Origin of the sequence: Lentzea waywayandensis (genome assembly GCF_900115955.1) — a bacterium.
Taxonomy (GTDB): domain Bacteria; phylum Actinomycetota; class Actinomycetes; order Mycobacteriales; family Pseudonocardiaceae; genus Lentzea; species Lentzea waywayandensis.
Map to the genome: position 1 here is coordinate 79,921 of NZ_FOYL01000020.1, position 23,894 is coordinate 103,814.

Sequence of the window (23,894 nt, forward strand, 5' to 3'; positions counted from 1 at the left end):
ATCGTTTGGACCGAAGGAAACCGGTGGCAGCGAGAACCAAGCAGTTCACCGGAGACCTGCTTACCGGCATCAGCCGGGTGGCGGCGAGTTGCGTCGTGACGGCCCGATGGAAACCTATGTAAGACCAGCATTCGCTGGCGGCGGGTACTGCCACGGGAAGACCCAGGCTTGTCAGCTGGGCCAACGCCGCGCCGTAAGGCGACGGCTGCTTGAAAGCACGGACGCAAGTCTGTCGACTTCCAAGTAACGGTTGATCAACTATGCAGCGGTTGATCGCGGTGCTTCCAGCCGCTTCGGATCAGGAACGGGCCGCGGTTCAGCGGCCCGTTCCAGTCGGCCATCAGCGCACGATCACACGCACGAGACGGTGGCCGTGGAGTTCCCCGGCGACCGCATCGAGTGGGGCCTGATGCAGGACGCCTCCCAGGCGACGATGAAGAAGGCCATCGACGCGCGCGTCGCCGACATGCGGTTCGTGCTGGACAAGCGTCCGAGCTTGCACAAGGACGCGGACACCACCCGCGTCGGTGTCGCCGGGCATTCGTACGGCGGCTACACGGCGGCCGAGACGATGGCGAACGACCGCAGGTTCGACGCGGGCATCAACATCGACGGCGCGATGGAGCACACCGGCGAGGACGGCCCCTACGCGCCGGGCAGGGCGGTCACCCAGGGGCTGGACCGGCCGTTCCTGCTGTTCGGCGGTGACCTGGGCGAGCGCGAACTGAGCCACGTCGACACGAGCCTGACCAGGACGTGGGCCGACTTCTGGCCGAACCAGCGCGGCTGGAAGCGGGACGTGCACCTGGACGACGGCGCGCACCTCGGGTTCAGCGACATGCAGTGGTCGGTGCCGCAGATCGCCGCTGTGCCAAGGGAACGCCGGGAGAGTCTCATTGGGACGATCGACCCCGCGGACGCGTTGAGGGCCCAGCACGACTACGTGGCGGCGTTCTTCGACCTGCACCTGAAGCACCGGGGCACCAGGCTGTTCGAACGGGCACGCCACGAAGGGATCCGTCTGGTGCCCTGATCGGCGGTATGGTCCCGGGCGATGTCTGTCGAGTTCGCCGTTCTCGGTCCCCTGCAGGTCCGCGTGGACGGCAGGGAGCACCGGGTCGGCGGGTTCACCCGCCGGGCGACGCTGGGTTTCCTGCTGCTCAACGCGGGCCGGGTGGTGTCGATCAGCGAGCTCACCGGCGCGTTGTGGCCGGACGGGCATCCGCCTACGGCGCGCGGGATCCTGCTCAACGTCGTGTCGGCGCTGCGCAAGGCCGGGCTCGACATCGTCACCCGCAAGCCCGGCTACCTGCTGCGGGTGGAGCCGGATCGCGTTGACCTGCACCGGTTCCGCGCCGCCCTCGCCAGAGCGTCCACGGCGCCGGGGCCGGAGCAGGTAGCGCGCGTTCTGCGGGACGCGCTGGCGTTGTGGCGCGGGCCCGTTCTCGCGGATCTGGTGGCGGACGGCGTCACGTGGCCGGCGCTGGTGGAGATCACGCACCTGCGCGACGTGGCGGTGGAGGACAGGTTCGACGCCGAACTGGCGTGCGGGCGTCATCGCGAGGTGATCGCGGAGATCGAGGCGCTGGCCAGCGATCACCCGTTGCGCGAACGGTTGCAGGGGCAGCTGATGCTCGCGCTCTACCGGTCCGGCAGGCAGGCCGACGCGCTCGCGGTCTTCCGCACGGCACGCGCGCGGTTCGCCGCCGAGCTCGGCATCGATCCGGGGCCTGATCTGGTCAGGCTGGAGCAGGCGATCCTCACGCAGGACCCGGCGCTCGGGACGAGCACTGCACAGGCGCCGACCATGCTGGAACGCAAGAAGGTCAGCGTGCTCGTCGTCCGGCTGGAGCTGCCGGGAGCGGACGAGGCGGCCGACGAACGGCTCGAAACATCAGTGACCCGGGTACGGCGGCACATCGAAGACCTCGGTGGCGTCACGGTGACGACGCTCGGTTCGACGGTCTGCGCGGCTTTCGGTGCCCCGGTCAACCGCGAGGACGACGCCGCACGGGCGGTGCGCGCCGCGTTCGAGATCACCGGCGAGCATCCGGCCGCGGCCGCGGTGTCCACCGGGCCCGCGCTCGTCACGTCCGGCGATCGCGTCGAGGTCAGCGGCACGGTGCTCGACGCCTGCCTGCGGTTGCTCGCCCAGGCCTCACCAGGCGAGGTCAGGACGTGCCCGGTGACCGACAGGACGCTCACGCCGGCCGGGGACGACACGCCGTTCGTCGGCAGGTCGGCCGAGATGGCGCTGCTCGCCGAGACCTACGAGCAGGTCAAGGCGACGAACCGGCCGAGGGTGATCACGGTGGCCGGCGAGCCCGGCGCGGGCAAGAGCAGGCTCGTGCGGGAGTTCGCCAGGGGCCGCCGGACGCTCACCGGGCGCACGCCGCCGTTCGCGCGCGACGACGTCTTCGCCCCGCTGGCGGAGACGGTGCGGAGCCACGCGGGCATCTTCGACACCGACGACGCCGCCACGGTCGCCGCCAAGATCCGGGTGATCAGCGACGACCCGTGGCTCGTCACGCAACTCTCCGCGCTCGTGGGGGTCAGCCCGCAGGGAAGCGACGTGCTGATGGCGTGGCGCCGGCTGGTCGAGCACCTCGCGGAGGAACCACTGGTGGTGATCATCGAGGACGTGCACTGGGCCGACGACCTGCTGCTCGGCTTCCTGCACGGACTCGCCGACACCGCGGACGACGTGCCTTTGCTGGTGCTTCTCACCGCACGGCGGGAGGCACGGGTCCGGGGTGAGGCGATCACGCTGGGCGCACTGTCCGAAGAGGACACGACGCTGCTGCTCGAGGCCCTGATGGCCCGCCACGACGTGACCGCCGAGCTGCCGCCGCTCCTGCACCGCTCGGCCGGCAACCCGCTCTTCGCCGGCGAGTACGTCCGCATGCTTCGCGACGGCGCCCCGGACGCCCTCCCCGAGACGGTGCAGAACGTCATCGGCGCGAGACTCGATTCGTTGCCCCAGCTGGAGAAGTCGGTGCTGCAGGACGCGGCGGTCATCGGACCGACGGTCTGGCCCGGCGCGGTCGCGGTGGTCTCGGAACGCGATGCCGCCGAGGTCGCGCGCTGCCTGGAGGTGCTGCGGCAGCGGGACTTCCTGAAGCGCCACAGCACCAGCAACGTCGTGGGCGAGATCGAGTACGCCTTCAGCCACGTGCTGGTCCGCGACGCCGCCTACGACCGGGTTCCGCGCGGCACCAAGGCGATGAAGCACTACCACGCGGCCGAGTGGGTGCGGGCGTTGCCGCTGGAGCACGTACCGCTGCTGGCGTACCACTTCCAGGAAGCGGTGTGGATCGCGGAAGCCTCCGGAAGGCCGTGCGACATCATGGGCCGAAAGGCAAGAGCAGCCCTCACGGACGCAGGCCGCAGAGCGACCGCCCTGGCCGCGAGGGACACCGCGATCCGCTGCTACCGCGCCGCTTTGGCGGTCTGCCCGCCCGGCCACCCCGACCGGGCCGAGCTGCTGACGTTGCTGGGATCGAGCCTGGCCCTGAGCGGTGAAGGGCTCGCAGAACTGACCGAGGCGGCCGACCTCCACCGCGACGCCGGGAACTTCGCGGGTGCGGCGGAGGCCACCCGAGCCTCCTGGCGCGCCAGCTGGCACCAGGACGACCACGCGGCCGCCGGACGACACCTCGACCGCACGATCGAGTTCCTCGCCCTGACCGAGCGCGCGTACGGCGTGCAGGCGTACGTCGCGCACTCCCTGACACTTGCGGACAGGCTGCCCGAGGCGATCAGCGCGGCGAAGACGGCGTTGACCGGCGCCACCGGCATCGAACGGGCCATCGCGCTGGAGGCACTGGGCCTCGCGAGGGTCAAGCAGGGCGACCCCGGCGGCATCGGCGACATGCGCCAGGCCGCGACCGAACGCACGACGGCCGGGATCTCGCCCGGACTGTGCCTGTTCAACCTGAGCACCGCCTACACGGTGATCGGCGACGCCAAGGCACGGCTCGCGGTGCGAGCGGAGGCACGAGCGGCCGCCCAACGGCACGGCGACAACGACACGATCGCCTGGCTCGACGCGTCCAGGTACCTGGAGTTGTTCTGGGACGGCAGGTACGCCGAGGCGCTGGCCGCCCTGGACGAGCCGAGCCAGGCTCACGTCCTCGCTCTCCGCGGCCGCGTCCGGCTGCTGACCGGTGATCTCGTCGGCGCGGGCGAGGACACGGACCGGGCACTCGAACTCGCCAGGCACCAAGGCCGTCCCGGCGACCTGCAACACCCGCTGACCCTCAAGGCCCACCTCGCGTTGCTGCGCGGCGAACCGGTGAAGGTCGACGACCTGCTTGTCTGCCGCCAGATCACCGGCACGATCGGCGTCAGCCTGCCGATCGTCCTCGCCGCCGCCGGTCACGGCCCCGAGTGCCTCGCCGAGGTGTCCTGGTCTCGCTGGAAGGACGCCGCCGTCGCGTTCCTCAGCGGTGACAGGCAGGAAGCCCGCCGGATCTACCGGGAGATCGGGTCGAGGCCGGACGCCGACGATGAGTCGCTGGTTATCGACCGGGAATAACGTCCGGGTGGTGCCCGCGATCCCCCGCTACTACCAGGCCAAGGCCCGCCTGCTCGACCTGCTGGGCGAGCTGCCCGGCAACACCCCGTTCCCACCGGAACGCGAGCTCTCGGACGTGTTCGGCATGTCCCGCACCACGATCCGCAAGGCGATGAACGAACTCGTGCTGGAGGGCAGGCTCATCCGCGGAACGGGCCGCCAGGGCACGACCGTCGCCCCGCCCCAGCACGTTCACCGCCTCAGCCTCGACGCGGTGGTCCAGGACCTCGCCACCCGCGAGCAGGTGGCCGTGAGGATCACCGGGGACGTGCTCGGCGTCGAGTCGGTCCTCGTCCGCGGCGACGAACCGATCGGCGTGCGCTCGACGTACCTGCGCGCCTCCCGGTTCCCCGGCTTCGCCGCGCGCTACGACCGCACCACACCGCTGCGGAAGTTCCTCTCCGACGCCTACGAGATCCGGTTCGGCGAGCTGCACCCGTGGTGCACCACCGCTCTCGCCACACCGCGCGTCGCCGGGCTGCTCGACGTCCGCCCGGCCACGCCGGTGCTGTCGATCGCCTGGCTCGGCCACGACTTCCGCGGTGTGCCGGTCGAACGGTCGTGGGTCGTCCTGCGGGGCGATCGAGCGCACCTCACGATGCACCTGCCGCGGGCCGATCACGCCGGCCGATTCGAGGGATCTGCCCAGTTCCACGCGAGTTAGCGTCGAAGCCGACTCGCAGCGGGAGGCACCGTGACCGACCACACCCGGCGCCGCATGTGGTTCCTCGACCAGCTCGACCCCGGCAACCCCAGCCACCACGTCACGCTGATCACCACACCCGCCGCCGTCCGCGTGCCGGACACCCTCCTGGTCCGGTTCGACGACGACGGGCGGCCCGTCCCCGGCGGGCCACCCGTCGTCGTGCGGTCGGCCCAGGTCCCCGACGTGCGGGCGGCCGTGCGCGCGGAGCTCACTCAGCCGTTCGACCTGCGCGAAGGCCCGCTGGTGCGCGCTCTGGAGCTCAACTCGTCGTTGCTCGTCCTGACGATGCACGGGATTCTCGGCGACATCCGCGTCCTGGAGACGGTGCTCGGCGGACCGACTCCCCCGGCCGCCCAGGGTTCTCCCGGCTTCTGGCTGGAGCAGTTGCGCGACCTGCCGGTGCTGGAGCTGCCGGCCGATCGGCCGCGGCCGCCGTTGCACCGGCCGGAAGCCGGTGTGGTGCCGTGGTCGGCCGACGTCGACTCCGACGCGTTGCTCGCGGCGTTGCAGGTGGTGCTCGGTCGCTACACGCGGTCCGTCGACGTGCCCATCGGTGTCGTCGTCGCGGACGAACTCGTTGTGCTGCGCGGAGATCTGTCCGGCGATCCGACGTTCGGCGAGCTGTGCGGGCTGACGGCCGAGCAGCTGACCACGGCGGCATCGCAGCTCGTCCCGTTCGACCAGGTCGTGGATCTGCTTGCGCCGGAACGCGATCTGTCGCGGCATCCGCTCGTGCAGGTGCAGGTCGACCTGCGGCCGCGACGGGACCTCTACGACCCCGACGTCGCGTTCACCAGCTTCGACGTCGAGATCCAGAACGGCCGCGTGCTCTACAACCGGGCACTGTTCGACAAGCCGCGGATCTCCCGGCTGCTGGCCCACCTCGCCAAGGTGCTGGACGCGCCGACCGACGAGCGCCTCTCGCGGATCTCGCTGATCGGCCAGGACGAGGCCGCGCTGCTGGCGAAGTGGAACTCCACCACCGAGTACCTGCCGGACGTGAGCATTCCCGAACTGTTCGCCGAGCAGGTGCTGACCACGCCGGACGCCGTCGCCGTCGAGCACGGGTCCGGGACGATGACGTACGCCGAGCTGGACCGCCGGTCCAACCGGATGGCAAATCTGGTGCGGTCGAGGGGAATCGGGACCGGCGACCGGGTCGGGCTGTGCCTGGACCGGGGCCCGGAGATGATCGTCGCGATCCTGGGAGTGCTCAAGGCCGGCGCGGCGTACGTGCCGATCGATCCCGAACACCCGCTGGACCGCATCCAGTTCCTGGTCGACGACGCCCGGCTGTCCGTTGTGGTGAGCCGGAACCGCGTGCTGTTCCACCAGCCGCTGGCACCCTCCGAAATGGACTCCCACCCGGACTCCGCGCCGCCGCGCACGAGCCAGGACGCTCCGGCTTACATGATCTACACGTCCGGCTCGACCGGGCGGCCCAAGGGCGTGCTCATGCCCGGCCGCTGTGTGGTGAACCTCGTGCGCTGGCAGGAGAAGGCACTCGAACGGGAAGAGCAGAGCCGCACCGCTCAGTTCACCACCGCCACTTTCGACGTGGCGGTGCAGGAGATCTTCTCGACGCTACTGTTCGGCGGCACGCTCGTCATCCCGTCCGACGAGGTCCGCCGCGACCCCGCCGCGTTCGCCGCCTGGCTGGACGCCGAACGGATCACGCGGCTGTTCGTGCCGGACTCGGTGCTGCGGGCGTTGCTGGACGAGGAACCGTCGTTCGCCTCGATGCGGCACGTCTCGCAGGCAGGCGAACCACTGACGCTGGACGTGAAGCTGCGCAACTTCTGCGCGTCGAGGCCCTGGCTGCGCGTGCACAACCACTACGGCCCGGCCGAGTCGCACGTGATCACGTCGTGGTCGGTGCCCGCCGACGTCGTGGACTGGCCCGCCACGGCCCCGATTGGCCGGCCGATCGACAACACCCGGATCCACCTGCTCGACGCCACCCTGCTGCCGGTCGGCGTCGGCGTCGCGGGCCAGCTGTGCGTGTCGGGCGCCGGGCTCGCCTCGGGCTATCACGGCCGTCCTGAGCTGAGCGAACGGAAGTTCGTCACGAAAGACGGCGAGCTGATGTACCTGACGGGCGACCTCGCGTCGTGGAACGACGCCGGCCAACTGGAGTTCCACGGCCGCGTGGACGACCAGGTGAAGATCCGTGGCGTGCGGGTCGAGCCGGGCGAGATCGAGGCCGTGCTCCACGCTCATCCGAAGGTGACGCGGGCCGTCGTCGTGCTGCGGGACAAGCAGCTCATCGCCTACTACACCGGTGAGGCCGACGACCTGCTGGAGCATTGCGCGGCACTGCTGCCGGTCCAGCTGGTGCCGTCGGACTTCCTTCCGCTGAGCACGATCCCTCTGGCCGCGTTCCCGCTTCTGGCGAACGGCAAGATCGACCGCCGCGCGCTGCCGGTGCCGTCTCCTCGCTCGCCGCACGTCCGGCCGCGCACCACCGAGGAAGCCGCGCTGTGCCAGGTGTTCGCGGACGTGCTCGGCATCGAGGACGTCGGCGCGACCGACGACTTCTTCGCGCTGGGCGGGCATTCCCTGCTCGCCACCCGCGTGATCACCCGCGTCCGCGCGGAACTGGGCGCCGAACTCCCGTTGCCCGCGTTGTTCCACCACCGCACACCCCAACGGCTCGCGCGGATCCTGTCCGGCGAACGGTCGTGGACCAAGCCGATCACGCCACGTGCGCACGGCCCGGTGCCGTTGTCGATCGCGCAGAACCAGGGCAACCGGTGGTTCGGCTCGGTGCTGGCGGCGGGCTTCTGGACGGTGCCGCTGGCGGCGCGCCTGCACGGGCCGTTCGACCTCGGCCACCTCCAGTCCGGACTGGACCGCGTGGTCCGCAGGCACGAGGCGTTGCGCACGGCGTTCGTCGAACGCGATGGCGTTGTGCTGCAAGAGGTCCGGCCGGCTCAGGCCGTTCCGCTCAAGGTCGTCGACGTGTCCTCCGTGGAGGAAGCGGCGTTCATCGCCGGTGACGAGATGACCGTGCCGTTCGACCTCGCGAGCGGAATGTTGTTGCGGGCACGGGTTCTGCGACTGGCGGACGAGGACCACGTGCTGCTGCTGACCATGCACCACCTCGTCAGCGACGGGTGGTCGCAGGCCCTGCTGATCGAGGAACTGAACGGCACCGCGGCCGCGCCGGGTGTGCAGTACGCCGACTTCACGTTGTGGGAGCAGGACACGCTGTCCCCCGAGCACGCGAAGTACTGGCAGCGGCACCTGGACGGCATGCGCCCGATCGAGCTGCCGACGAAGGCCGACCGGGACGTCAACCCCCTCGGCCCCGGCGAGCTGCTGCCGTGGTCACCGTCGAAGGACCTGCTCTCCCGAGTCTCCACATTGGCCGGTCAGGAGCAGGCCACGCCGTACGAGGTGCTGCTGGCCGCGTTCAAGGTCCTGCTGTCGCACACGACAAAGGCGACGGACGTCGTGGTCGGCACGCCGATGGCGAACCGCGTCCGGCCCGAGCTGGAGCAGGTGATCGGTCTCTTCGCGAAGGTCGTGGCGCTGCGCACCGACCTGTCCGGCGATCCGGACTTCCGCGAGGTGCTGCGGCGGGTCAGGGAGACCACGGCGGCGGCGCACGAACACCAGGAGGTGCCGTTTCACGAGGTGGTGGAAGGAATTCCGCTGCGGCTCACGTTCGCACTGGTGCCGCCGGTGCCCGAACTGCGCCTGCCCGGCGTGGAAGCAACGACTTTCGAGGCACGGCAACGCGGGCCGGTCATCGTGAAGTCCGAGGTGACGTTCCACCTGCACGACTCGGGCGGGCACGTCGTGTACAACTCGCTGCTGTTCACCCGGCAGCAAGCAGAACAGCTGCTCACGAAGTTCGAGGACGTTCTCCGAGCCGTCATCGAGGACCCGTCGCTGCGCGTCTCCGAGATCAAATAGTGTCGGTGGGTGACCGATCGACGCACAGTCCTGAAAACGCTCGCTCTTCTCCCGCTCGCCGGCTGCGCCGCCACCCCTGCGGTCCAGCCCACCACGACGACCACGAGCACGGCGCCCGTGCGGCACGACGCGTTGTTCGAGTTGGAGAAGAAGTTCGACGCACGACTGGGCGTCTACGCGATGAGCGACAACGGCAGCACGATCGAGCACCGGGCGGACGAGCGGTTCGCGTTCTGCTCGACGTTCAAGGGCCTTGCCGCGGCGGCGGTCCTGCACCGCAACCCGATGTCGCATCTGGACACCGTGGTCACCTACACCGAAGCCGACCTGATGAAGAGCTCCACCATCACGAGGCAGCACGTCCGGACAGGCATGAAACTGCGCGACCTGTGCGACGCCGCGGTCCGCTACAGCGACGGCACGGCGGGCAACCTGCTGCTGCGCGACGCCGGCGGCCCCGCGGAGCTCACGAAGTACCTGCGCGGGCTCGACGACACCGAGACCAGAATGGACCGGATCGAGCCCGGCCTCACCTCGGCCGTCCCCGGCGACCCGCGTGACACCGCCACCCCGCGCTCGCTCGGCACGGACTACCAGCGGATCGTGCTGGGCGACGCCCTCGAACCGGAGAAGCGCGACTTCCTGAGGGACCTGCTGGAACGGTCGACCACCGGGGCGAAGCGCGTCCGGGCGGGAGTGCCGCAGGGCTGCCGGGTCGCGAACAAGACCGGCACCGGCGAGTACGGCACCGTCAACGACATCGCCGTCGTGTGGCCGCCGAACCGGGAGCCGGTCCTGATCGCGATCATGTCCAGCAAGTCCGCGGCGGACGCGAAGTACGACGAGGCCCTCGTCGCCGAGGCCGCCGCCTACGTCCTGAAAACCCTCACCTGACGGTCGACACGTCCGCCCACACGGTCTTGGAGTCGGGGAACCGGTTGTGCCCCCACACCTGAGCCAAGCCGTTGACCAGCAACAAACCCCGCTGCCGACGCCCGATGAACCCCATCCGCCCGAGCTGCGGGAAGCGGCCGGGCGTGCCGTCGTCGACCTCGACCCGCACCACCTCACGCTCCGGCAGGCTCAGAATGCGGGCCCGCCGCAGCGGTGCGGCGTGGTGGTAGGCGTTGCTCACGAGCTCAGTCGCCACGACCATCACGTCGACCACGACGTTCTCGTGCATTCCCTTCAGGAGGCGACGCACCTCCGCCCGCACGTCCGCGAGCGGCAGAACACCTTCCGGTAGGACGAGGTCCAGTCGTTCGCTGGACCGTCCTGCGATACCCATCAGCATCTCCCCGCGCCCTGTTCGTTCAAGGCAGGGGGTTCCATACCCCAGAGCGCGTACATCGAAACCCATCGAACTTCACTCATGACGTTCTCGGCAGGTCAGCCCAGACCACCGTGCCGCCGAGAGCCCTGTCCACGCCCCAGCGATCGGACAGCCGAGCCACCAGGACCAGGCCGTACCCCCGCTGCGGACGGGACACCTTGCGCAACGGCGGATGGGCGTTGGCGTTGTGCTCGATCTCCACTCGGATCCTGTGCTCTTCCACGACGACGCGCAAGAACGACGGCTCCGACGTGTACCGGTACGCGTTGCTGACCAGCTCGTTCACCACCAGCAGCACGTCGGCGACGGCGTCGGCGTCCTCGCCCATCAGTTCCAGCCGCACCCAGCGCCGGACGGCCGCGAGTGAAGGCCGCTGCCTGCCCAACGGCAGGTTGGCCGCCTCGCCCGTCCTCGCTGCCTGGTCGCGCGCCAAACCGCTCCTCGGTCAGTTGATCAGTTAGAGCGCCGGATACCCGACTGCATCGGCGGCCAAACCAACCGTTCATCTACTTGAACTACTCTCACTGCGCCGCCGCAACTCCAGGGGGAACCGCGTGCCCAGATCCTTGCCGCCGCTGCTGGTCGCACTGCTGGTCATCTACTCGCTGCACCAGATGCTCATCTCCGTCATCGCCCCGCTCTCCGTCGAGCTCGGCCTCACACCGGCGCAGCTGGGACTGGTGTTCACGGTCGCCTCCGTGACGATCGCGCTGTCGAGCCCGCTGTGGGGGCTGCTGCTCGACGCCACCGGTCCGCGCCCCGTGCTGTTCGCCGGCCTGGGCCTTTGTGTGGCCGGGCCCGCCGGTTTCGCCGTCGCGGTGGCGTTCGGCATCGACGAGACGCTGACGCCCGACCTGGCGTTCGTGATGGTGCTGCTGTTCCGCAGCTTCCTGTTCAGCCTGGGGCTCGCCGCGCTGTCCGTCGCGGCGCTCGCCGTCGCGGGTACCTCGACCCACCACGAACGCACCACCGCCATCGGCCTGGTCGGTGCGATGCAGGGACTCGCCTCCGCGATCGGCCCGATGGCCGGCGGCGCGCTCGCGCTGGCGTCACTGCAGGTGCCTCTCTACCTCTCACCCGTGATCGCGGTGGCGCTCGCGCTCGGAGTCCTCATCTTCTTCAAGCCCGCCGAAGGTCCGCGGGACGTGGTGCCGTCCCGGCCGTGGGAACTGGTGCCCGCCTTCGTCGCCGGGTTCCTGATGTACCTGTCGTTCGTGCTGGTGCAGACCGTGGCCGTGTTCCTCACCGCGGACGGAGAGCGGGTCGAGGCGGGCGCACTCGACGCCACGCTGATGGCGTCCGCCATCGGGCTCGCCGTGGCGCAGGGAATGATCGTGCCGTTGCAGAAGTGGCCCGCGGTGCGGTTGATGAGAATCGGCGCGCCGATGGCGCTGGCCGGTTACGCGGTCATCGCGGTCGCGCCGTCGCAGATCAACTCGGTGTTCGCGGTGGTGGCCGCGGGAGTCGGCTTCGCGGTCACCGGGTTCGCCGCGAGGGCCTCGCTCGGCGTCGGCACCGCACGCCAGGGCCTGATCGCCGGGCTGGTCACCGCCACGGGCGGGATGACGTTCGTCGTGGGACCGATGCTGAGCGCGCTGTTGTACGACATGGCGCCGATCGCGCCGGTGATCGCCGCCGGGGCGGCCGCCGCGGTCGCGACAGGAGTGTCACTGCTCCCCACCATCTCGCGCGGTTCGATGACCGTCTCCGGTGCGAACTGAGCCTGCCGCGCTGATCGACAGAGCCATTACGCTGCGCACGTGACGCGTTACTTCAGCGCGCTCGTGCTGGCACTGTTCGCCGCGACGGCCATGGTCGTCCCCGCACAGGCCCACGCCGAGCTCAAGAGCAGCAATCCGGCATCCGGCGCGGCCCTCGAAGCCCCGCCCAAGCACGTCGAGCTGGTGTTCAGCGAGGCGATCGGTCTGCCGGACAGCGACGCGGTCACCATCACGGGGCCGGACGGCGCCAAGGTGCCGGTCACCCAGGTGCACGCCGTCGACAACACGATCACGGCGACGGTCGACGCCTCCGCGGCCAAGTCCGGCGCGCACACGGTCGCCTGGTCGGCCAAGTCCGACGACGGCGACACCGTGTCCGGCACGTTCGCCTTCACGATGACCGTCGCGGCGCAGTCCTCCTCGTCCGCCGCCCCGCCGTCGTCGGTGACGGCGAGCGCGACGGTGTCGAACGCTCCCCCGCCGACCTCGACCACGCAGGACTCCGGTGGCGTGCCGATCTGGGTGTGGCTCCTGGTCGGGCTAGTGGTCGTTGTCGGCGCGATCCTGCTGGTCCGCCGCCGCAAGGAGTAGCCGCTTGCGCAGGAGCTCGCGTTCGGCCGGGTGTTCGGCCCGGTCCAGCGCGGCCTCCAGCGCCTCGGCCGGGTCTTCGCCGAGCCGTTGCAACAGGTCCGCGCGCACGGCGTGGAACAGGTGGTAGCGGTCCAGGTCGAGGGCTTCGACTTCCAGCAACGCTGCCGCGGGGCCTTGCGTTTCGGCGACCGCCACGGCGCGATGCAGTGCCACGACAGGGCTCGGGGCGATCGCCATCAGCTGGTCGTAGAGCGCGACGACCTGGTGCCAGTCGGTCGGCGGGTCGCTGTGCACGGCGTTGATCGCGGCCTGGATCTGGTACCGGCCCGGCCGGTTCCAGCGCAGGCAGCGGCGGACGACGTCCTGTCCCTCCGCCACGAGGTCCGCGTTCCACAACGCCCTGTCCTGGTCTTCGAGCAGGACGATCTCGCCGTCGCGCAGCCGTGCCTCCCGGCGTGACGCGACGAGCAGCATCAACGCGAGCAGCCCCCACACCTCGGGCTCGTCCGGCATGAGCCCCGCGAGCACCCTGCCGAGCCGGATCGCCTCGTCCGCGAGCTCAGGCTTGTCGAGGTAGCCCTCGTTGAAGATCAGGTAGACGACGGCGAGCACGGCGTCGAGGCGGCCGGGCAGGTCGGCGTCGCGCGGTACCCGGTACGGGATGCGGGCCGCGCGGATCTTGCCCTTCGCGCGCACGATCCGTTGCGCCATCGTGGGTTCGGGCACCAGGAACGCCCTGGCGATCTCCGCCGTCGTCAGGCCGCCGAGCAGCTTCAGCGTCAGCGCGGCCTGGGCCTGCGACGCCAGCGACGGGTGGCAGCAGGTGAAGATCAGCCGCAGCTGGTCGTCGGCCACGTCCCCCACCTCCCGCACTTCCGGTTCGTGGTCGAGCAGTTCCGCCTGCGCGTGCTTCTCCCGGCCCTTGGCCTCGCGGCGCAGCCGGTCGATCGCGCGGTTGCGGGCGGTCGTGATGATCCAGCCCGCGGGAGCCGGTGGGACTCCGTCGACCGGCCACCGCCGCACGGCCGTGGTGAAGGCGTCCTGCACCGCCTCCTCGGCGAGGTCGATGTCCCCGAGGACGCGGGTCAGCACCGACACCGCCCGGCCGTACTCGGCCCGGAAGATCTCCTCGATCATCAGAACGCGATCGGCCTGACCTCGATCGACAACGGGCTGAGCACGCCCGCGAGCCGACGGCCCCAGTCGAGCGCCTCGTCGAGGTCGGCGGCCTGGATGATCGTGAACCCGCCGATGTGCTCCTTGCCCTCGGTGAACGGCCCGTCCGTCATGAGCACGCCGTCGTCCTTCGCCCTGAGCACGGTCGCGGTCGACGCCGGATGCAGGCCGACGGCGAACACCCACGCGCCCTTCGCCCGCATCTCCTCGTTCAGCGCGTTCAGGTTCGCCATGATCGGCTCCAGCACCTCGGGCGGCGGGGTCTCACCGTCGGGCTGATAGATGCTGAGCAGGTACTTCTGCGTCATCGCGGTCTCCTTTCACCCTTGTACGAACGCGGAGGGCCCGTTTCGACAACTATGGCGACATGATCCCGTTGATCCTCCCGCTCGACGACTCGCGAGCGGCGCTGGCCGCGGTCGGCGGCAAGGGTGAGTCGCTGGCGAGGCTCGTCCGGGCGGGCCTGCCGGTGCCGGCCGGGTTCCACCTCACGACGCGCGCCTACCGCGAGCGGTCGATGGAGGGCGTGCTGGAGGCGTTCCGGGAGCTGGGCGGGCCGGTGGCGGTGCGGTCGTCGGCCACCGCGGAGGACCTGCCGGGCCTGTCGTTCGCCGGGCAGCACGACACCGTGCTGAACGTGTCCGAGGACGGGCTGTTCGACGCGGTCCTGCGGTGCTGGGACTCGCTGCGTTCCGAACGGGCCGTCGCCTACCGCGAGCGCAACGGGATCTCCTCGGCCGAGATGGCGGTCGTCGTGCAACGGATGGTGCCCGCGGAGGTGTCCGGCGTGCTGTTCACGGCGGACCCGGTGACCGGACGGCCCGAGCCGGTCGTCAACGCCGTGCGCGGGCTCGGCGAGGCCCTGGTCAGCGGAGAGGAGAACCCGGCCGACCTGTTGTCCGGCGACCAGAGGGCCGCGCTGCTCTCGCTGGGCCGGCGGATCGAGGCGCTGTACGGGACGCCGATGGACGTCGAGTGGGCGTTGACCGGCAGCGAGTTCCAGATCCTCCAGGCGCGGCCGATCACGGCCCTGCGGGTCGAGTGGAACGACAGCCTCGACGGCGACTACCTGTGGTCCAACGGCAACGTCGGCGAGGCCGTCCCCGAGGTGATGACGCCGGTGACGTGGTCGCTGGTGAAGGTGCTGTCGAGCATGACGATCGGGCCGCACCGGATCTCCGGCAACATCGGCGGCCGCTTCTACCTCAACATCAGCACCTACACCGCCCTCGGCTCGGCCATCGGCAAGGCCGACGAGATGCGGCGCTCAGGCGAGGAGACGTTCGGGCGCATCCCGGCCGGTGTGACCGTGCCGCCGCTGCCGATGTCCCGGGCGGCGATCCTCGGCGCGGTGCTGCGGGGTGCGGGAGGGCCTCTCACACAGCAGATCCTCTACCGGACGCGGCTGCCGCGACTGGTCCGGGACAACCCGGGCCGGTGCTCGGCCGCGCACAAGGCGATCGCGGCCTGCGCGACGCCCGCCGCGTTGCTGGAGCTGTGGCGCCGCGATCTCGACCAGTTGCTGCGGGTCGTGTGCCCGGTGCTGGACGCCGGTGCGCGCATGATCGCGGGCGGGCCGGCGGCGTTCCGGCGCAGGCTGGCCGCGCTGGTCGGCGAGCAGGACGCGGCCACGCTGCTGACCGGGTTCCACGACGGCGCGGGGCTCGCGAGCATGGGGCCGCTGGTCGGCCTGGCGAAGCTGCGGTCGGGACAGATCGACCGCGACACCTTCGCGCAGACCTGGGGCCACCGGTGCGCGGGCGAGTTCGAGATCTCCGCGCCGCGCCCGGCAGAGGACCCGGAGTGGATCACCCGGCAACTGGAGACGCTCGCCGACCCCGAGGCGTTGCTCGCGCGCCAGGCTTCGGCCCGCTCTCAGGCGTGGGATCGACTGTCGGCCGCGCATCCCGGCGAAGCGGCGAAGATCCGCAAACGGCTCGACCGCATCGGCGAGGGCGCGCGGGCCCGGGAACAGGCCCGATCGGAGATGGTGCGGGCGTTCTGGGTGATGCGCGCGTTCGTGCTGCGGGCCGGGGAGCTCACCTCGTCCGGCGACGACCTGTTCTTCCTGCCGATCGACGACGTGCTGCGCGTGCTGGACGGCGACACGTCGTTGCTGGACCGGGTTCCGGCGCAACGGCAGGCGTACGAGCGTTATCGCGCGCTGCCTGCCTACCCGGCGGTGATCCGCGGCCGGTTCGATCCGGAGTCCTGGGCGGCCTCACCGGATCGGCGTGCTGATCTTCACGACGCTTCGACGGACGTGCCGATGCCGTCGGACGTCACCGGATTCCCAGGTTCCGCAGGTGTGGTCGAGGGGGTCGCGCGGGTGCTGGCGCGCGTCGAGGACGGGGATGCGTTGCGGCAGGGCGAGATCCTCGTGACCACGGTGACCAACATCGGCTGGACGCCGCTCTTCACCCGCGCCGCCGCCGTGGTGACCGACGTCGGCGCACCCTTGTCGCATGCCGCGATCGTGGCGCGGGAACTGGGAATTCCGGCGGTGGTGGGCTGTGGCAACGCGACGACCCGCATCGCCACCGGGGACGTCGTCCGGGTCGACGGCGCCAGGGGAACCGTGACGAAGGTGCGGTGAACCCACCACCCGTCCGCCGCCGAGTGGTGGGTTCTGTTCGGTGAGGTCAGTTGTGCGCGGGTACGCCGTGCATCGAGACGAGCTGACGCCGCATGCGTTCCCGCACCAGGTCGATCACCTCGGTGACCGTGTGGCCCTCCGCGTACGCCTGCACCTCGACCCACTTCAGGTCGAGCCGGGCGTGCGCGTGGATCACGGACTTGTCCGAGGTCAGGTTGACCCACGCGAAGTCGACCCGGTCCGGCGCGTAGCGGTCCAGCGAGCCGATTCGCGCGGACGCGTAGTCCCTGGCCTGCTCGGGAATGGCCTCCGCGAGCGAGACCTGGATGTAGTCCATCGACACCTGCCTCCTCAAGGCCGCGCGGCACCGCCACGAGGCCAGTTCGACGATACGAATCCGATCGCAACGCCGAACCAGGCGTTGGTCCCGACAGCGCAGGGTCTTTCTACTGAGAGAATGGTGCGGCTGCCGGACCTAGTGATGTCACTCGATCAAACCTTTGGCATCAAAGCAGAAACTCGCTGGTCGAGCTGCTCCTCGGTGGGCGATCCGGTGAGCAGTTCCACGGAGCCGTCGGTGCCCACGAACGCGAACGTCGGCTGCGCGGTGACGCCGAACCGCTTCCACACCGAGCCGTCCAGATCGGCCAGGTGCGGGAACCCGGTCATCCGGTGGTCGCTCACGAACTTCTTCATCGCGTCGAGCTGGTCCTCGGCCGCGACGCCGACGAACTGAACCTTGGTGTGCCGCTTGCTGATCGCCTCGACCGTCTCCGCCTCGGCGTTGCAGGACGGGCACCACGGCGTCCAGAACCACAGCACGGCGGGCTGGCCGACGAGCTTGTCGCCGCGGAACTCGGCGCCGTCCAGCGTCTGGGCGGTGAACTGGAACTTCTCCGGCGGCGGCGCCTTCTCCGCGCAGCCGGTGAGCAGAAGGATCCCTAGCAGCAGTCCGAGGATGCGCATTCGGCTCCTCACCTCCTGTCTGGGCGTACGGCCTTGCGCCTCCTCCGGTTCAGCCACCAGGCACCGGTGATCGCCAGCACGACCACGAACGGCCACGGCCCGAGCGCCGCCACGATCTGCACGAGCGTGTTCTGGAATCGTCCGGCGCCCCGCACAACGGGGTCGATCGCGCTGCCGCCGGCCAGGAACAACCGCAGTTCGTAGACGCCGTAGTAGGTCACGTACGCACCGACCACCACCAGCACCGCACCGCCGATGCGCCCGACATGGGGCAGCACTTTCCTGATGTGCGGTGCGAGCGCCGAACCCGCGACCGCCAGCACGGTGACGATGAGGCCCATGCCGAGCGCGTAGGCGAGGAACGCCGCGATGCCCGTCTGCAGCGATGCGCCCACCAAGGCGAGGAACGGGCCGATCGCGCACGAGAGAGAGGCGATGGCGAACGCGATGCCGTAGCCGTACATGGACCAGAGGCTCTTGGGTGCTGCTTGGAGTTTCGGCAATCGGACGTAGAGGTCCTTGCCGAGCAGCAGAAGCACACCGACGACGACCATCACGAGCCCGATCACGACCGTCACGAACGGCAGGTAGCGCTTGAGGGTCGCGGCCACCGGGCTGACCAGAATTCCGAAGGCACCGAAGAACGTGACGAATCCGGCTGTCATCACCAAACCGGACATAAAGGCTCGTGCTGGGCTGTCCCGCGCCACCAACGCCAAATAGGCGGGCAGCATCGCGAATCCACACGGGTTGACCGTGGCCACCATTCCCGCGACGACCGCGAGTGCGAGCTCGTTCACGGGCCTGAGGCTAGAGTCGTGGAGTGCCGATCGAACAGTGGCTCGAAGCCATCCCTCCTCTGCTCGTGTACGTGATCGTCGGCCTGGTGATCGGCTTCGAATCGCTCGGCATCCCGTTGCCAGGTGAGATCGTGCTGGTCACGGCCTCGCTGATGGCGTCGCAGCACGACCACCTGAGCCCGCTGTGGATCGGTGTGTGGGCGAGCGCGGGCGCCATCATCGGTGACAACTTCGGTTACCTCATCGGGCGGCGCGGCGGACCGCGGCTGTTCGCGTGGATGGGCCGGAAATTCCCCAAGCACTTCGGGGAAACGCAGCTCGAACACGCCCGCGGGATGTTCCAGAAACGTGGTGCGTGGGCCGTGTTCTTCGGCCGGTTCGTGGCACTGCTGCGCATTCTCGCCGGGCCGCTGGCCGGTTCGTTGCACATGAACTACGGCAAGTTCCTGGTGGCGAACGCTTTGGGCGGCGTCGTGTGGGCGGGCGGCACGGCGGCGGCCGTCTACTACCTCGGCGTGGTGGCCGAGAAGTGGTTGAAGGGCTTCTCCTACGCGGGCCTCGCGATCGCCGTGGTGTTCGGCGTCGCGGGTGTTTTCATCGTGAAGCGCAGGCTCGCGAAAGCAGCCGAGAACGTCGTTGAGAAAGAAGAAGTCACGCCTGTGTAGTCCACGCGGCGATCTGGGCGCGCGATCGCACGCCCAGCACGGACTTGAGGTCGCGCACGTCCGCCTCCACGGTCCGCAGCGACACGTGCAGCCCGTCCGCGATCTGCTTGTTCGTCAACCCTTCCGCGACCATCGCCGCGACGCGCAGCAGCCGTTCGTCGCGCCACGACGGCGCGGCGTCCTCCGGTTCGGCTCGCGGGGGTGGCGTGGTGATCCGCACTCCCGGCAGGGCGAACTGCCGCACCGACTCGAGCATGGTGAAGTCGGCTTCGAGCAGTGACCGCGCCTGAAGTCGTTGCGCCATCTCGGGATCGACGGTGCCGGGGCTCAGCGCGAACGTGTGCAGCGCGATCTTCTCGGCCGAGGTCAGCAACTCGTAGCTGCGGTCGATCGCCGCGTGCAACGACCGGTGGTGCGCCGGGGCGTCGCGCGGTCCGGTGGTGAGGACGGCGAACCGGTCGTCCAGCCGGGCCACGATCTCGTCCAGCGTCAGCACGCGCACCAGCCGTGCCGCGAGTTCGAGCGCCAGCGGCAACCGATCCAGCCGCTCGCACACGGTCTCCAGCAGTGCGGCGTTCTCGTCGAACTCGCTGTCGAGTGCCGTCGCCCGATCGCTGAACAGTCGCTTCGCGTCGTGCTGACCGAGCGGCCTGAGCCGGTACGTCTGTTCGCCCGGCACGTTCAGCGACTCGCGGCTCGTGGCGAGGACGCGGAGCGCGGGATGCCGGGTGATGAGGCTCGCGCAGTCGGCCAGCACGGGCTCGCAGCCGTCGAGCACCAGCAGACCGGGTTCGGGGGCGAGCGCGAGCAGGTCCGGGACCCTGGTGACGTCCGCGAGCTCGATCACCAGGACGTGCCGCCGGTTCGCGACCGCCTCGTGCACGAGCCGGGACTTGCCGACGCCAGGCGGCCCGGTGACGGTGACAATCCTGTTGCGTGCCAGGAGTTTGGTGAGCTCGGTCAGTTCCGTGGCGCGGCCGACGAAGGTGTCCAGGCGCGGCGAGGCCGGGACGACGTCGCGGGCGGCGCGGCGGCGGTAGGCGCGCTGCCGGCAGGCGCTGGAGCAGTACTTGGCGGAGGTGGTGAGCGCGGCTCCGCAGACCTCACACGTCACGGGTCACCGCGCCCGCGCCGTCCGCGCCGCCAGCTGGGTCCGCGAGCTCAGTCCCAGCCGCGACAACATCTGCGTCACGTGCGACCGCACGGTCCCGGTCGAGATCCCCAGCCGCACCGCGATCTCCGGGTTGGTCAGCCCCTCCACCACCAGGTCGGCGATCTGCTGCTGCCGCACGGTGAGCGGCTCGTCCCGCTGCCCCGAGTTCACGTACGCCGTCAGCCCCGCGTGGTCGAGCCGCTCCCCCAGCCGCCAGGCCTGCGACGCCCGCCGGGGTCCCGCTGACGACAGCGCGAGCTCGCGAGCGTCCGACACCATGTGGTTCCAGGGTTCCTCCTGCCGGGAACCACCGGACCTGCGGGTGGCGGCCGCGGCGGCCATCAGCACCACGGCGCGGTCGGCGTCACCTCTGCGAGCCGCCACGACGCCCAGTCCCTCCAGCACTCCGGCCTGTGCCAGGGACTCGGGAGCGCCCACCCGCAGGGCGATCGCGAAGTGGTGCTCGGCCTGGTCGACGTCGTTCGCCGCCAGCGCGATCACCCCGGCGGTGTGCCGGGAGGCCATCAGGCGAAAGCCGTCCGGGACGCCCAGCGAGAGCGATTCCAGGGCGGCGGCGAGCGCGCCGGGCAGATCGCCCACCCGCATCAGGTGCCAGGCGTGGTTGTTGAGGAAGGTCATCAGCAGGCACGGATCACCGAGGCTCCGCGCCGCGGCCACCGACCGTTCGTTGGCCGCGCGCGCACCCGCGAGATCGGAGTTGATCCCCCGCGCGTACCCCAGGGTGTTCCACCCCCGCGCCTCCCACACCGGCCGGCTCATGGCCGGGTGCGCCACCAGAGCCTCCGCGAACCGCAGCGCGGCCACCTCGTCCCCGGTGAAGCCGGCCAGCCACGCCGCGCGGAAGAGCAACATCTCGGCGTGCGACGTCAACGGACCGTGTGTCAGGGCAGCGCACGCCATGCGCATCGCCTCGCTGTAGGAGCCGCGCAGGTACCAGACGTGCACGACGCCCGCGACGAGCCACGTGTGCCGCGGGTCGGTGCGCGGAACGCGTTCCACGGCTTGCAACAGCTGGTGTTCCTGGCTCGCCAGCCACGTGTTCGTGTTGTTCTCGATCATCGGTGCCGCCGCGATGTCGCCGATCGCCCGGATCAGGTGGTCGACGAGCCGCTCGAACGTCACCGGGGCCTCGCCGCTCTCCTCCAGCCGCGCCAGGCCGAACAGGCGGATCGACTCGAGCATCCGGAACCGCGCGCCCGAGGACGACGGGGTGCGCACCACCAAGGACTTGGCGCGCAAGGAAGCCATCAGCTGCACGACCTCCGCCGGGTCACCGCACACCGCGGCGGCCAGGTCGAGGTCGAAGTCGCCGATCAGGCAGGAGAGCCTGCGCAACGCCGACTGCTCGGCCGGTGCCAGCAGGTCGTAGCTCCACCCGATCACGGCGTCGAGCGTGCGGTGCCGCGCGGGCACGTCGGTCCGGGCGGCCGCCAGTTCGATCGCCAGCGGCAGGTGGTCGTGCACCGCGTCGGCGAGTTCCGGGGCACCGCCGCACTCCACGAACATCTGCCGGGCGTCCGCGGGAGTGAGCGGGCCGACCTCGACGCACATCTCACCGGCCAGGTCGAGGGGTTCGCGGCTGGTCACCAGCACGCGCAGGCGCGGACACCCGGCCAGCAGCTCGGCCACCGCCGAGGCGGCCTCGCGGATCAGGTGCTCGCAGTTGTCCAGCACCAGCAACCGATGCTCGGCCAGCGCGCGGACGACGGTCGCGTGCAGCGGCGAGCCCGGCTCCTCCCACACGTTCAGTGAGAACGCGATCACGTGCCACAGCAGGTCGGGCCGGTGCACGGACTCCAGCTCGACGACGGGTCCGGACGGGCACAGCTCGGCCGCCAGCCGCGACTTCCCCGCGCCACCAGGCCCGGAGAGCGTCACCAGCCGGTGCCGCCGCAGCAGCCGTCGCACGGTGGTCAGCTCCCGTTCCCGTCCCACCAGACGAGTTCGCGAGTTCACCGACCACCACATGAGCGCGATTCTAGAAGCGAATGCAGTGAGAAGAAATGACGCTCAACAATTGCGGTATCACTCACAAAGCCGCCGTGAACTGCGGGAACACCGGCCGGGCTCTGCCGCGTGCTGAGACGGCGACTTCACGCTCCGTCGAGCCCTCGCCGAGACTCCGGTCCGCGTCCCGATCCAAACCGCGCGAACCGGGAACCCGCACAAGCCCACGAGCGCACGCGCGAAGCACCCAGACCGAGCGTGAAGTCGCACAGTGTCTCGTCCAGCTGAAGTTTGCGGTGGTGCAGATCTGTGAGCTGCGGCCCGCAAGGTAGCGCGGACGGATGCGGACGGCTGTTGTCCAGCCGATCCCGTTCCAACCAGGACTCGAAGCCGACCAAGGTGCCGGTCGTCGCGGTCCACCACTGGCCGATGTAGTGGCATTGCCCCTTGTAAGAGGGGAAGCGTCGCACCGGCAGGCAAGACTCGAACGGCACCGACCACGCCTCGGTCAGGGACAACCGCTGCTCGCCGGCCTCGGTCGCAAACGCGACCTCGAACTCCGAATTCAGCGTCGGTGGAGCGCCTCCGGGGACAAGATCGAAGTTCGGCATCGTGGCATTGTCCCGGCAGGTTTCCAGCACACCGACACGGCTCCTGGACAATCCACAGGGTATCCAGTGGAATCGGCGTTGACCTCGGCTGATGGGAGCGCGCTGCCCAAGCGGGCGATTGGCGAGGAAGATGATCTCCTGGCGCCCTGATTGATCACTGGGCAGTATGGGAAACATGCCTGCCATTCCCGAGAGCTCCGCCGTCATCGCCGATGTGGCCGTGGAGAACGACTACGACGGCTTCGCCGAGGCGTACACGGCCGAGAACGAGACCAGCCTCCTCAACGCCTACTACGTCCGGCCCGCGATCGTGGACCTGGCCGGCGACGTGGCCGGTCGACGAATTCTCGACGCCGGCTGCGGTGCTGGTCCTGTGTCCGCGGCGCTACGTGATCGGGGAGCCGTCGTGAGCGGCTTCGACCGCAGCGCCAAGATGGTGGAGCTGGCCCGGCAGCGGCTCGGCGACGACGTGGACCTGCGGGTCGCCGACATAACGGGCCCGCTGCCGTACCCCGACGGCGCGTTCGACGACGCCGTCGCCGCTTTGGTGCTGCACTACCTGGAGGACTGGACCGCACCTCTGGCTGAGCTGCGGCGGGTGCTGAAGCCCGGTGGCCGGCTGATCGTGGTCGTCAACCACCCCATCCTCCTCAAGATGGTGCATCGCGAGACTGACTACTTCGCGACCACCAAGTGGTCCGACGAGTACAACTTCAACGGCCAGAAGGCCGTGCTCACCTACTGGCACCGGCCGCTGCACGCGATGACCGATGCCTTCACCGCAGCAGGCTTCCGCACCGCCGTCATCAGCGAGCCGCCTCCGGCGCCGGAAGCCCACGAACTCTTTCCCGACGAGATGGCGAGGTTCCCCTCCGGGGCCTTCCTGAGCTTCATGTTCTTCGTCCTGGAGGCCGCCTGACTACGGCGTGGCACATGGGTGGCCGCAAGGTCGCGGCATGCTTGCCCTGACCTTGAGGCTGCGTACAGGCGCTACAGGCCGTTGGCAAGGAACCAACGCGGTTGTTGAGAATGCGCCAACTTCAGGCAGAACGTGTGGCGGCCCGCAAACTTGCCCTGGACACCGCAATGTTCGGCTGGACAGGACAACAGA

20 protein-coding genes are annotated in these 23,894 nt (G+C 70.0%); 10 read left to right on the plus strand and 10 right to left on the minus strand.

What is annotated here, in order from left to right:
* The first annotated feature begins 250 nt into the window (after positions 1 to 250).
* Genes BM417_RS43605 through bla form a run of 5 tightly spaced genes read left to right on the plus strand, consistent with a single transcriptional unit; the run spans position 251 to position 10,097 of the window.
* Complete coding sequence (locus BM417_RS43605) at positions 251 to 1,033, plus strand: alpha/beta fold hydrolase (protein ID WP_407656219.1); 783 nt, start codon at positions 251 to 253, stop codon at positions 1,031 to 1,033.
* Positions 1,034 to 1,054: 21 nt separating this feature from the next.
* Positions 1,055 to 4,537, plus strand: coding sequence for a BTAD domain-containing putative transcriptional regulator (locus BM417_RS43610; RefSeq protein WP_093605992.1), 3,483 nt, complete (start codon positions 1,055 to 1,057; stop codon positions 4,535 to 4,537).
* A gap of 10 nt (positions 4,538 to 4,547) precedes the next feature.
* Positions 4,548 to 5,240 carry a GntR family transcriptional regulator gene (locus BM417_RS43615; protein ID WP_177320946.1) on the plus strand — a complete coding sequence of 231 codons (693 nt, stop codon included), beginning with the start codon at positions 4,548 to 4,550 and terminating at the stop codon, positions 5,238 to 5,240.
* A gap of 30 nt (positions 5,241 to 5,270) precedes the next feature.
* On the plus strand, positions 5,271 to 9,203 hold the full coding sequence (locus BM417_RS43620; RefSeq protein WP_143139073.1) for a non-ribosomal peptide synthetase: 3,933 nt from the start codon (positions 5,271 to 5,273) through the stop codon (positions 9,201 to 9,203).
* A 9-nt stretch (positions 9,204 to 9,212) separates the two neighbouring features.
* The gene (bla, locus tag BM417_RS43625; protein WP_093605995.1) at positions 9,213 to 10,097 is read left to right on the plus strand and encodes a class A beta-lactamase; all 885 of its coding nucleotides are present in this window, start codon (positions 9,213 to 9,215) and stop codon (positions 10,095 to 10,097) included.
* Here the strand turns inward: bla and BM417_RS43630 are convergent.
* Both BM417_RS43630 and BM417_RS43635 read right to left on the minus strand, forming a co-directional pair.
* The gene (locus BM417_RS43630) at positions 10,090 to 10,491 is read right to left on the minus strand and encodes an ATP-binding protein (RefSeq protein ID WP_143139074.1); all 402 of its coding nucleotides are present in this window, start codon (positions 10,489 to 10,491) and stop codon (positions 10,090 to 10,092) included. The two genes, bla and BM417_RS43630, sit on opposite strands and share 8 nt — an antisense overlap.
* Before the next feature lie 82 nt (positions 10,492 to 10,573).
* Positions 10,574 to 10,969 carry an ATP-binding protein gene (locus BM417_RS43635; RefSeq protein WP_093605997.1) on the minus strand — a complete coding sequence of 132 codons (396 nt, stop codon included), beginning with the start codon at positions 10,967 to 10,969 and terminating at the stop codon, positions 10,574 to 10,576.
* Positions 10,970 to 11,090: 121 nt separating this feature from the next.
* Here BM417_RS43635 and BM417_RS43640 point away from each other — a divergent pair, with 121 nt between their 5' ends.
* Both BM417_RS43640 and BM417_RS43645 read left to right on the plus strand, forming a co-directional pair.
* Positions 11,091 to 12,257, plus strand: coding sequence for an MFS transporter (locus BM417_RS43640; protein ID WP_143139075.1), 1,167 nt, complete (start codon positions 11,091 to 11,093; stop codon positions 12,255 to 12,257).
* A gap of 39 nt (positions 12,258 to 12,296) precedes the next feature.
* Positions 12,297 to 12,848, plus strand: a complete 552-nt coding sequence (locus BM417_RS43645) for a copper resistance CopC family protein (protein ID WP_093605999.1) — start codon at positions 12,297 to 12,299, stop codon at positions 12,846 to 12,848.
* Here the strand turns inward: BM417_RS43645 and BM417_RS43650 are convergent.
* Both BM417_RS43650 and BM417_RS43655 read right to left on the minus strand, forming a co-directional pair.
* The gene (locus tag BM417_RS43650) at positions 12,798 to 13,985 is read right to left on the minus strand and encodes an RNA polymerase sigma factor (protein WP_093606000.1); all 1,188 of its coding nucleotides are present in this window, start codon (positions 13,983 to 13,985) and stop codon (positions 12,798 to 12,800) included. The genes BM417_RS43645 and BM417_RS43650 overlap by 51 nt on opposite strands.
* Positions 13,985 to 14,332 carry a YciI family protein gene (locus tag BM417_RS43655; protein ID WP_093606001.1) on the minus strand — a complete coding sequence of 116 codons (348 nt, stop codon included), beginning with the start codon at positions 14,330 to 14,332 and terminating at the stop codon, positions 13,985 to 13,987. The genes BM417_RS43650 and BM417_RS43655 overlap by 1 nt, the downstream gene beginning before the upstream one ends.
* A 59-nt stretch (positions 14,333 to 14,391) precedes the next feature.
* Between BM417_RS43655 and BM417_RS43660 the strand changes: the two genes are divergently transcribed.
* The gene (locus BM417_RS43660; protein ID WP_093606002.1) at positions 14,392 to 16,620 is read left to right on the plus strand and encodes a PEP/pyruvate-binding domain-containing protein; all 2,229 of its coding nucleotides are present in this window, start codon (positions 14,392 to 14,394) and stop codon (positions 16,618 to 16,620) included.
* Positions 16,621 to 16,666: 46 nt separating this feature from the next.
* On the opposite strand, the gene BM417_RS43665 is transcribed toward BM417_RS43660, so the two are convergent.
* The 3 genes from BM417_RS43665 to BM417_RS43675 form a co-directional block, all read right to left on the minus strand.
* Positions 16,667 to 16,957, minus strand: a complete 291-nt coding sequence (locus BM417_RS43665) for an HPF/RaiA family ribosome-associated protein (protein ID WP_093606003.1) — start codon at positions 16,955 to 16,957, stop codon at positions 16,667 to 16,669.
* 155 nt (positions 16,958 to 17,112) lie between these two features.
* A complete protein-coding gene (locus BM417_RS43670) occupies positions 17,113 to 17,586 on the minus strand; it encodes a redoxin domain-containing protein (protein ID WP_093606004.1) in 474 nt (157 codons plus the stop codon).
* Between the two features lie 8 nt (positions 17,587 to 17,594).
* On the minus strand, positions 17,595 to 18,386 hold the full coding sequence (locus BM417_RS43675; protein ID WP_218164753.1) for a cytochrome c biogenesis CcdA family protein: 792 nt from the start codon (positions 18,384 to 18,386) through the stop codon (positions 17,595 to 17,597).
* A gap of 23 nt (positions 18,387 to 18,409) precedes the next feature.
* Here BM417_RS43675 and BM417_RS43680 point away from each other — a divergent pair, with 23 nt between their 5' ends.
* Positions 18,410 to 19,051, plus strand: a complete 642-nt coding sequence (locus BM417_RS43680; protein ID WP_093606005.1) for a DedA family protein — start codon at positions 18,410 to 18,412, stop codon at positions 19,049 to 19,051.
* Here BM417_RS43680 and BM417_RS43685 read toward each other — a convergent pair.
* The 3 genes from BM417_RS43685 to BM417_RS48305 all read right to left on the minus strand — a co-directional run bounded on the left by BM417_RS43685 (position 19,038) and on the right by BM417_RS48305 (position 22,813).
* Positions 19,038 to 20,165: a helix-turn-helix transcriptional regulator gene (locus tag BM417_RS43685; RefSeq protein ID WP_093606006.1), complete on the minus strand. Its 1,128-nt coding sequence runs from the start codon at positions 20,163 to 20,165 to the stop codon at positions 19,038 to 19,040. The genes BM417_RS43680 and BM417_RS43685 overlap by 14 nt on opposite strands.
* A 3-nt stretch (positions 20,166 to 20,168) precedes the next feature.
* Entirely contained in the window at positions 20,169 to 22,193 is a 2,025-nt protein-coding gene (locus tag BM417_RS43690) for an ATP-binding protein (RefSeq protein ID WP_093606007.1), read from the minus strand.
* Between the two features lie 125 nt (positions 22,194 to 22,318).
* Complete coding sequence (locus tag BM417_RS48305; protein WP_177320947.1) at positions 22,319 to 22,813, minus strand: hypothetical protein; 495 nt, start codon at positions 22,811 to 22,813, stop codon at positions 22,319 to 22,321.
* A gap of 145 nt (positions 22,814 to 22,958) precedes the next feature.
* Between BM417_RS48305 and BM417_RS43700 the strand changes: the two genes are divergently transcribed.
* A complete protein-coding gene (locus BM417_RS43700) occupies positions 22,959 to 23,702 on the plus strand; it encodes a class I SAM-dependent methyltransferase (RefSeq protein WP_093606067.1) in 744 nt (247 codons plus the stop codon).
* Positions 23,703 to 23,894: the final 192 nt, after the last annotated feature.

Bases quoted from the DNA above. Each gene is read 5' to 3' on its own strand.
- BM417_RS43610 (WP_093605992.1), top strand. From the start codon at position 1,055: ATGTCTGTCGAGTTCGCCGTTCTCGGTCCCCTGCAGGTCCGCGTGGAC.
- BM417_RS43630 (WP_143139074.1), bottom strand. From the start codon at position 10,491: ATGGGTATCGCAGGACGGTCCAGCGAACGACTGGACCTCGTCCTACCG.
- BM417_RS43650 (WP_093606000.1), bottom strand. From the start codon at position 13,985: ATGATCGAGGAGATCTTCCGGGCCGAGTACGGCCGGGCGGTGTCGGTG.
- BM417_RS43655 (WP_093606001.1), bottom strand. From the start codon at position 14,332: ATGACGCAGAAGTACCTGCTCAGCATCTATCAGCCCGACGGTGAGACC.
- BM417_RS43660 (WP_093606002.1), top strand. From the start codon at position 14,392: ATGATCCCGTTGATCCTCCCGCTCGACGACTCGCGAGCGGCGCTGGCC.
- BM417_RS43665 (WP_093606003.1), bottom strand. From the start codon at position 16,957: ATGGACTACATCCAGGTCTCGCTCGCGGAGGCCATTCCCGAGCAGGCC.
- BM417_RS43670 (WP_093606004.1), bottom strand. From the start codon at position 17,586: ATGCGCATCCTCGGACTGCTGCTAGGGATCCTTCTGCTCACCGGCTGC.
- BM417_RS43690 (WP_093606007.1), bottom strand. From the start codon at position 22,193: ATGTGGTGGTCGGTGAACTCGCGAACTCGTCTGGTGGGACGGGAACGG.
- BM417_RS43700 (WP_093606067.1), top strand. From the start codon at position 22,959: ATGCCTGCCATTCCCGAGAGCTCCGCCGTCATCGCCGATGTGGCCGTG.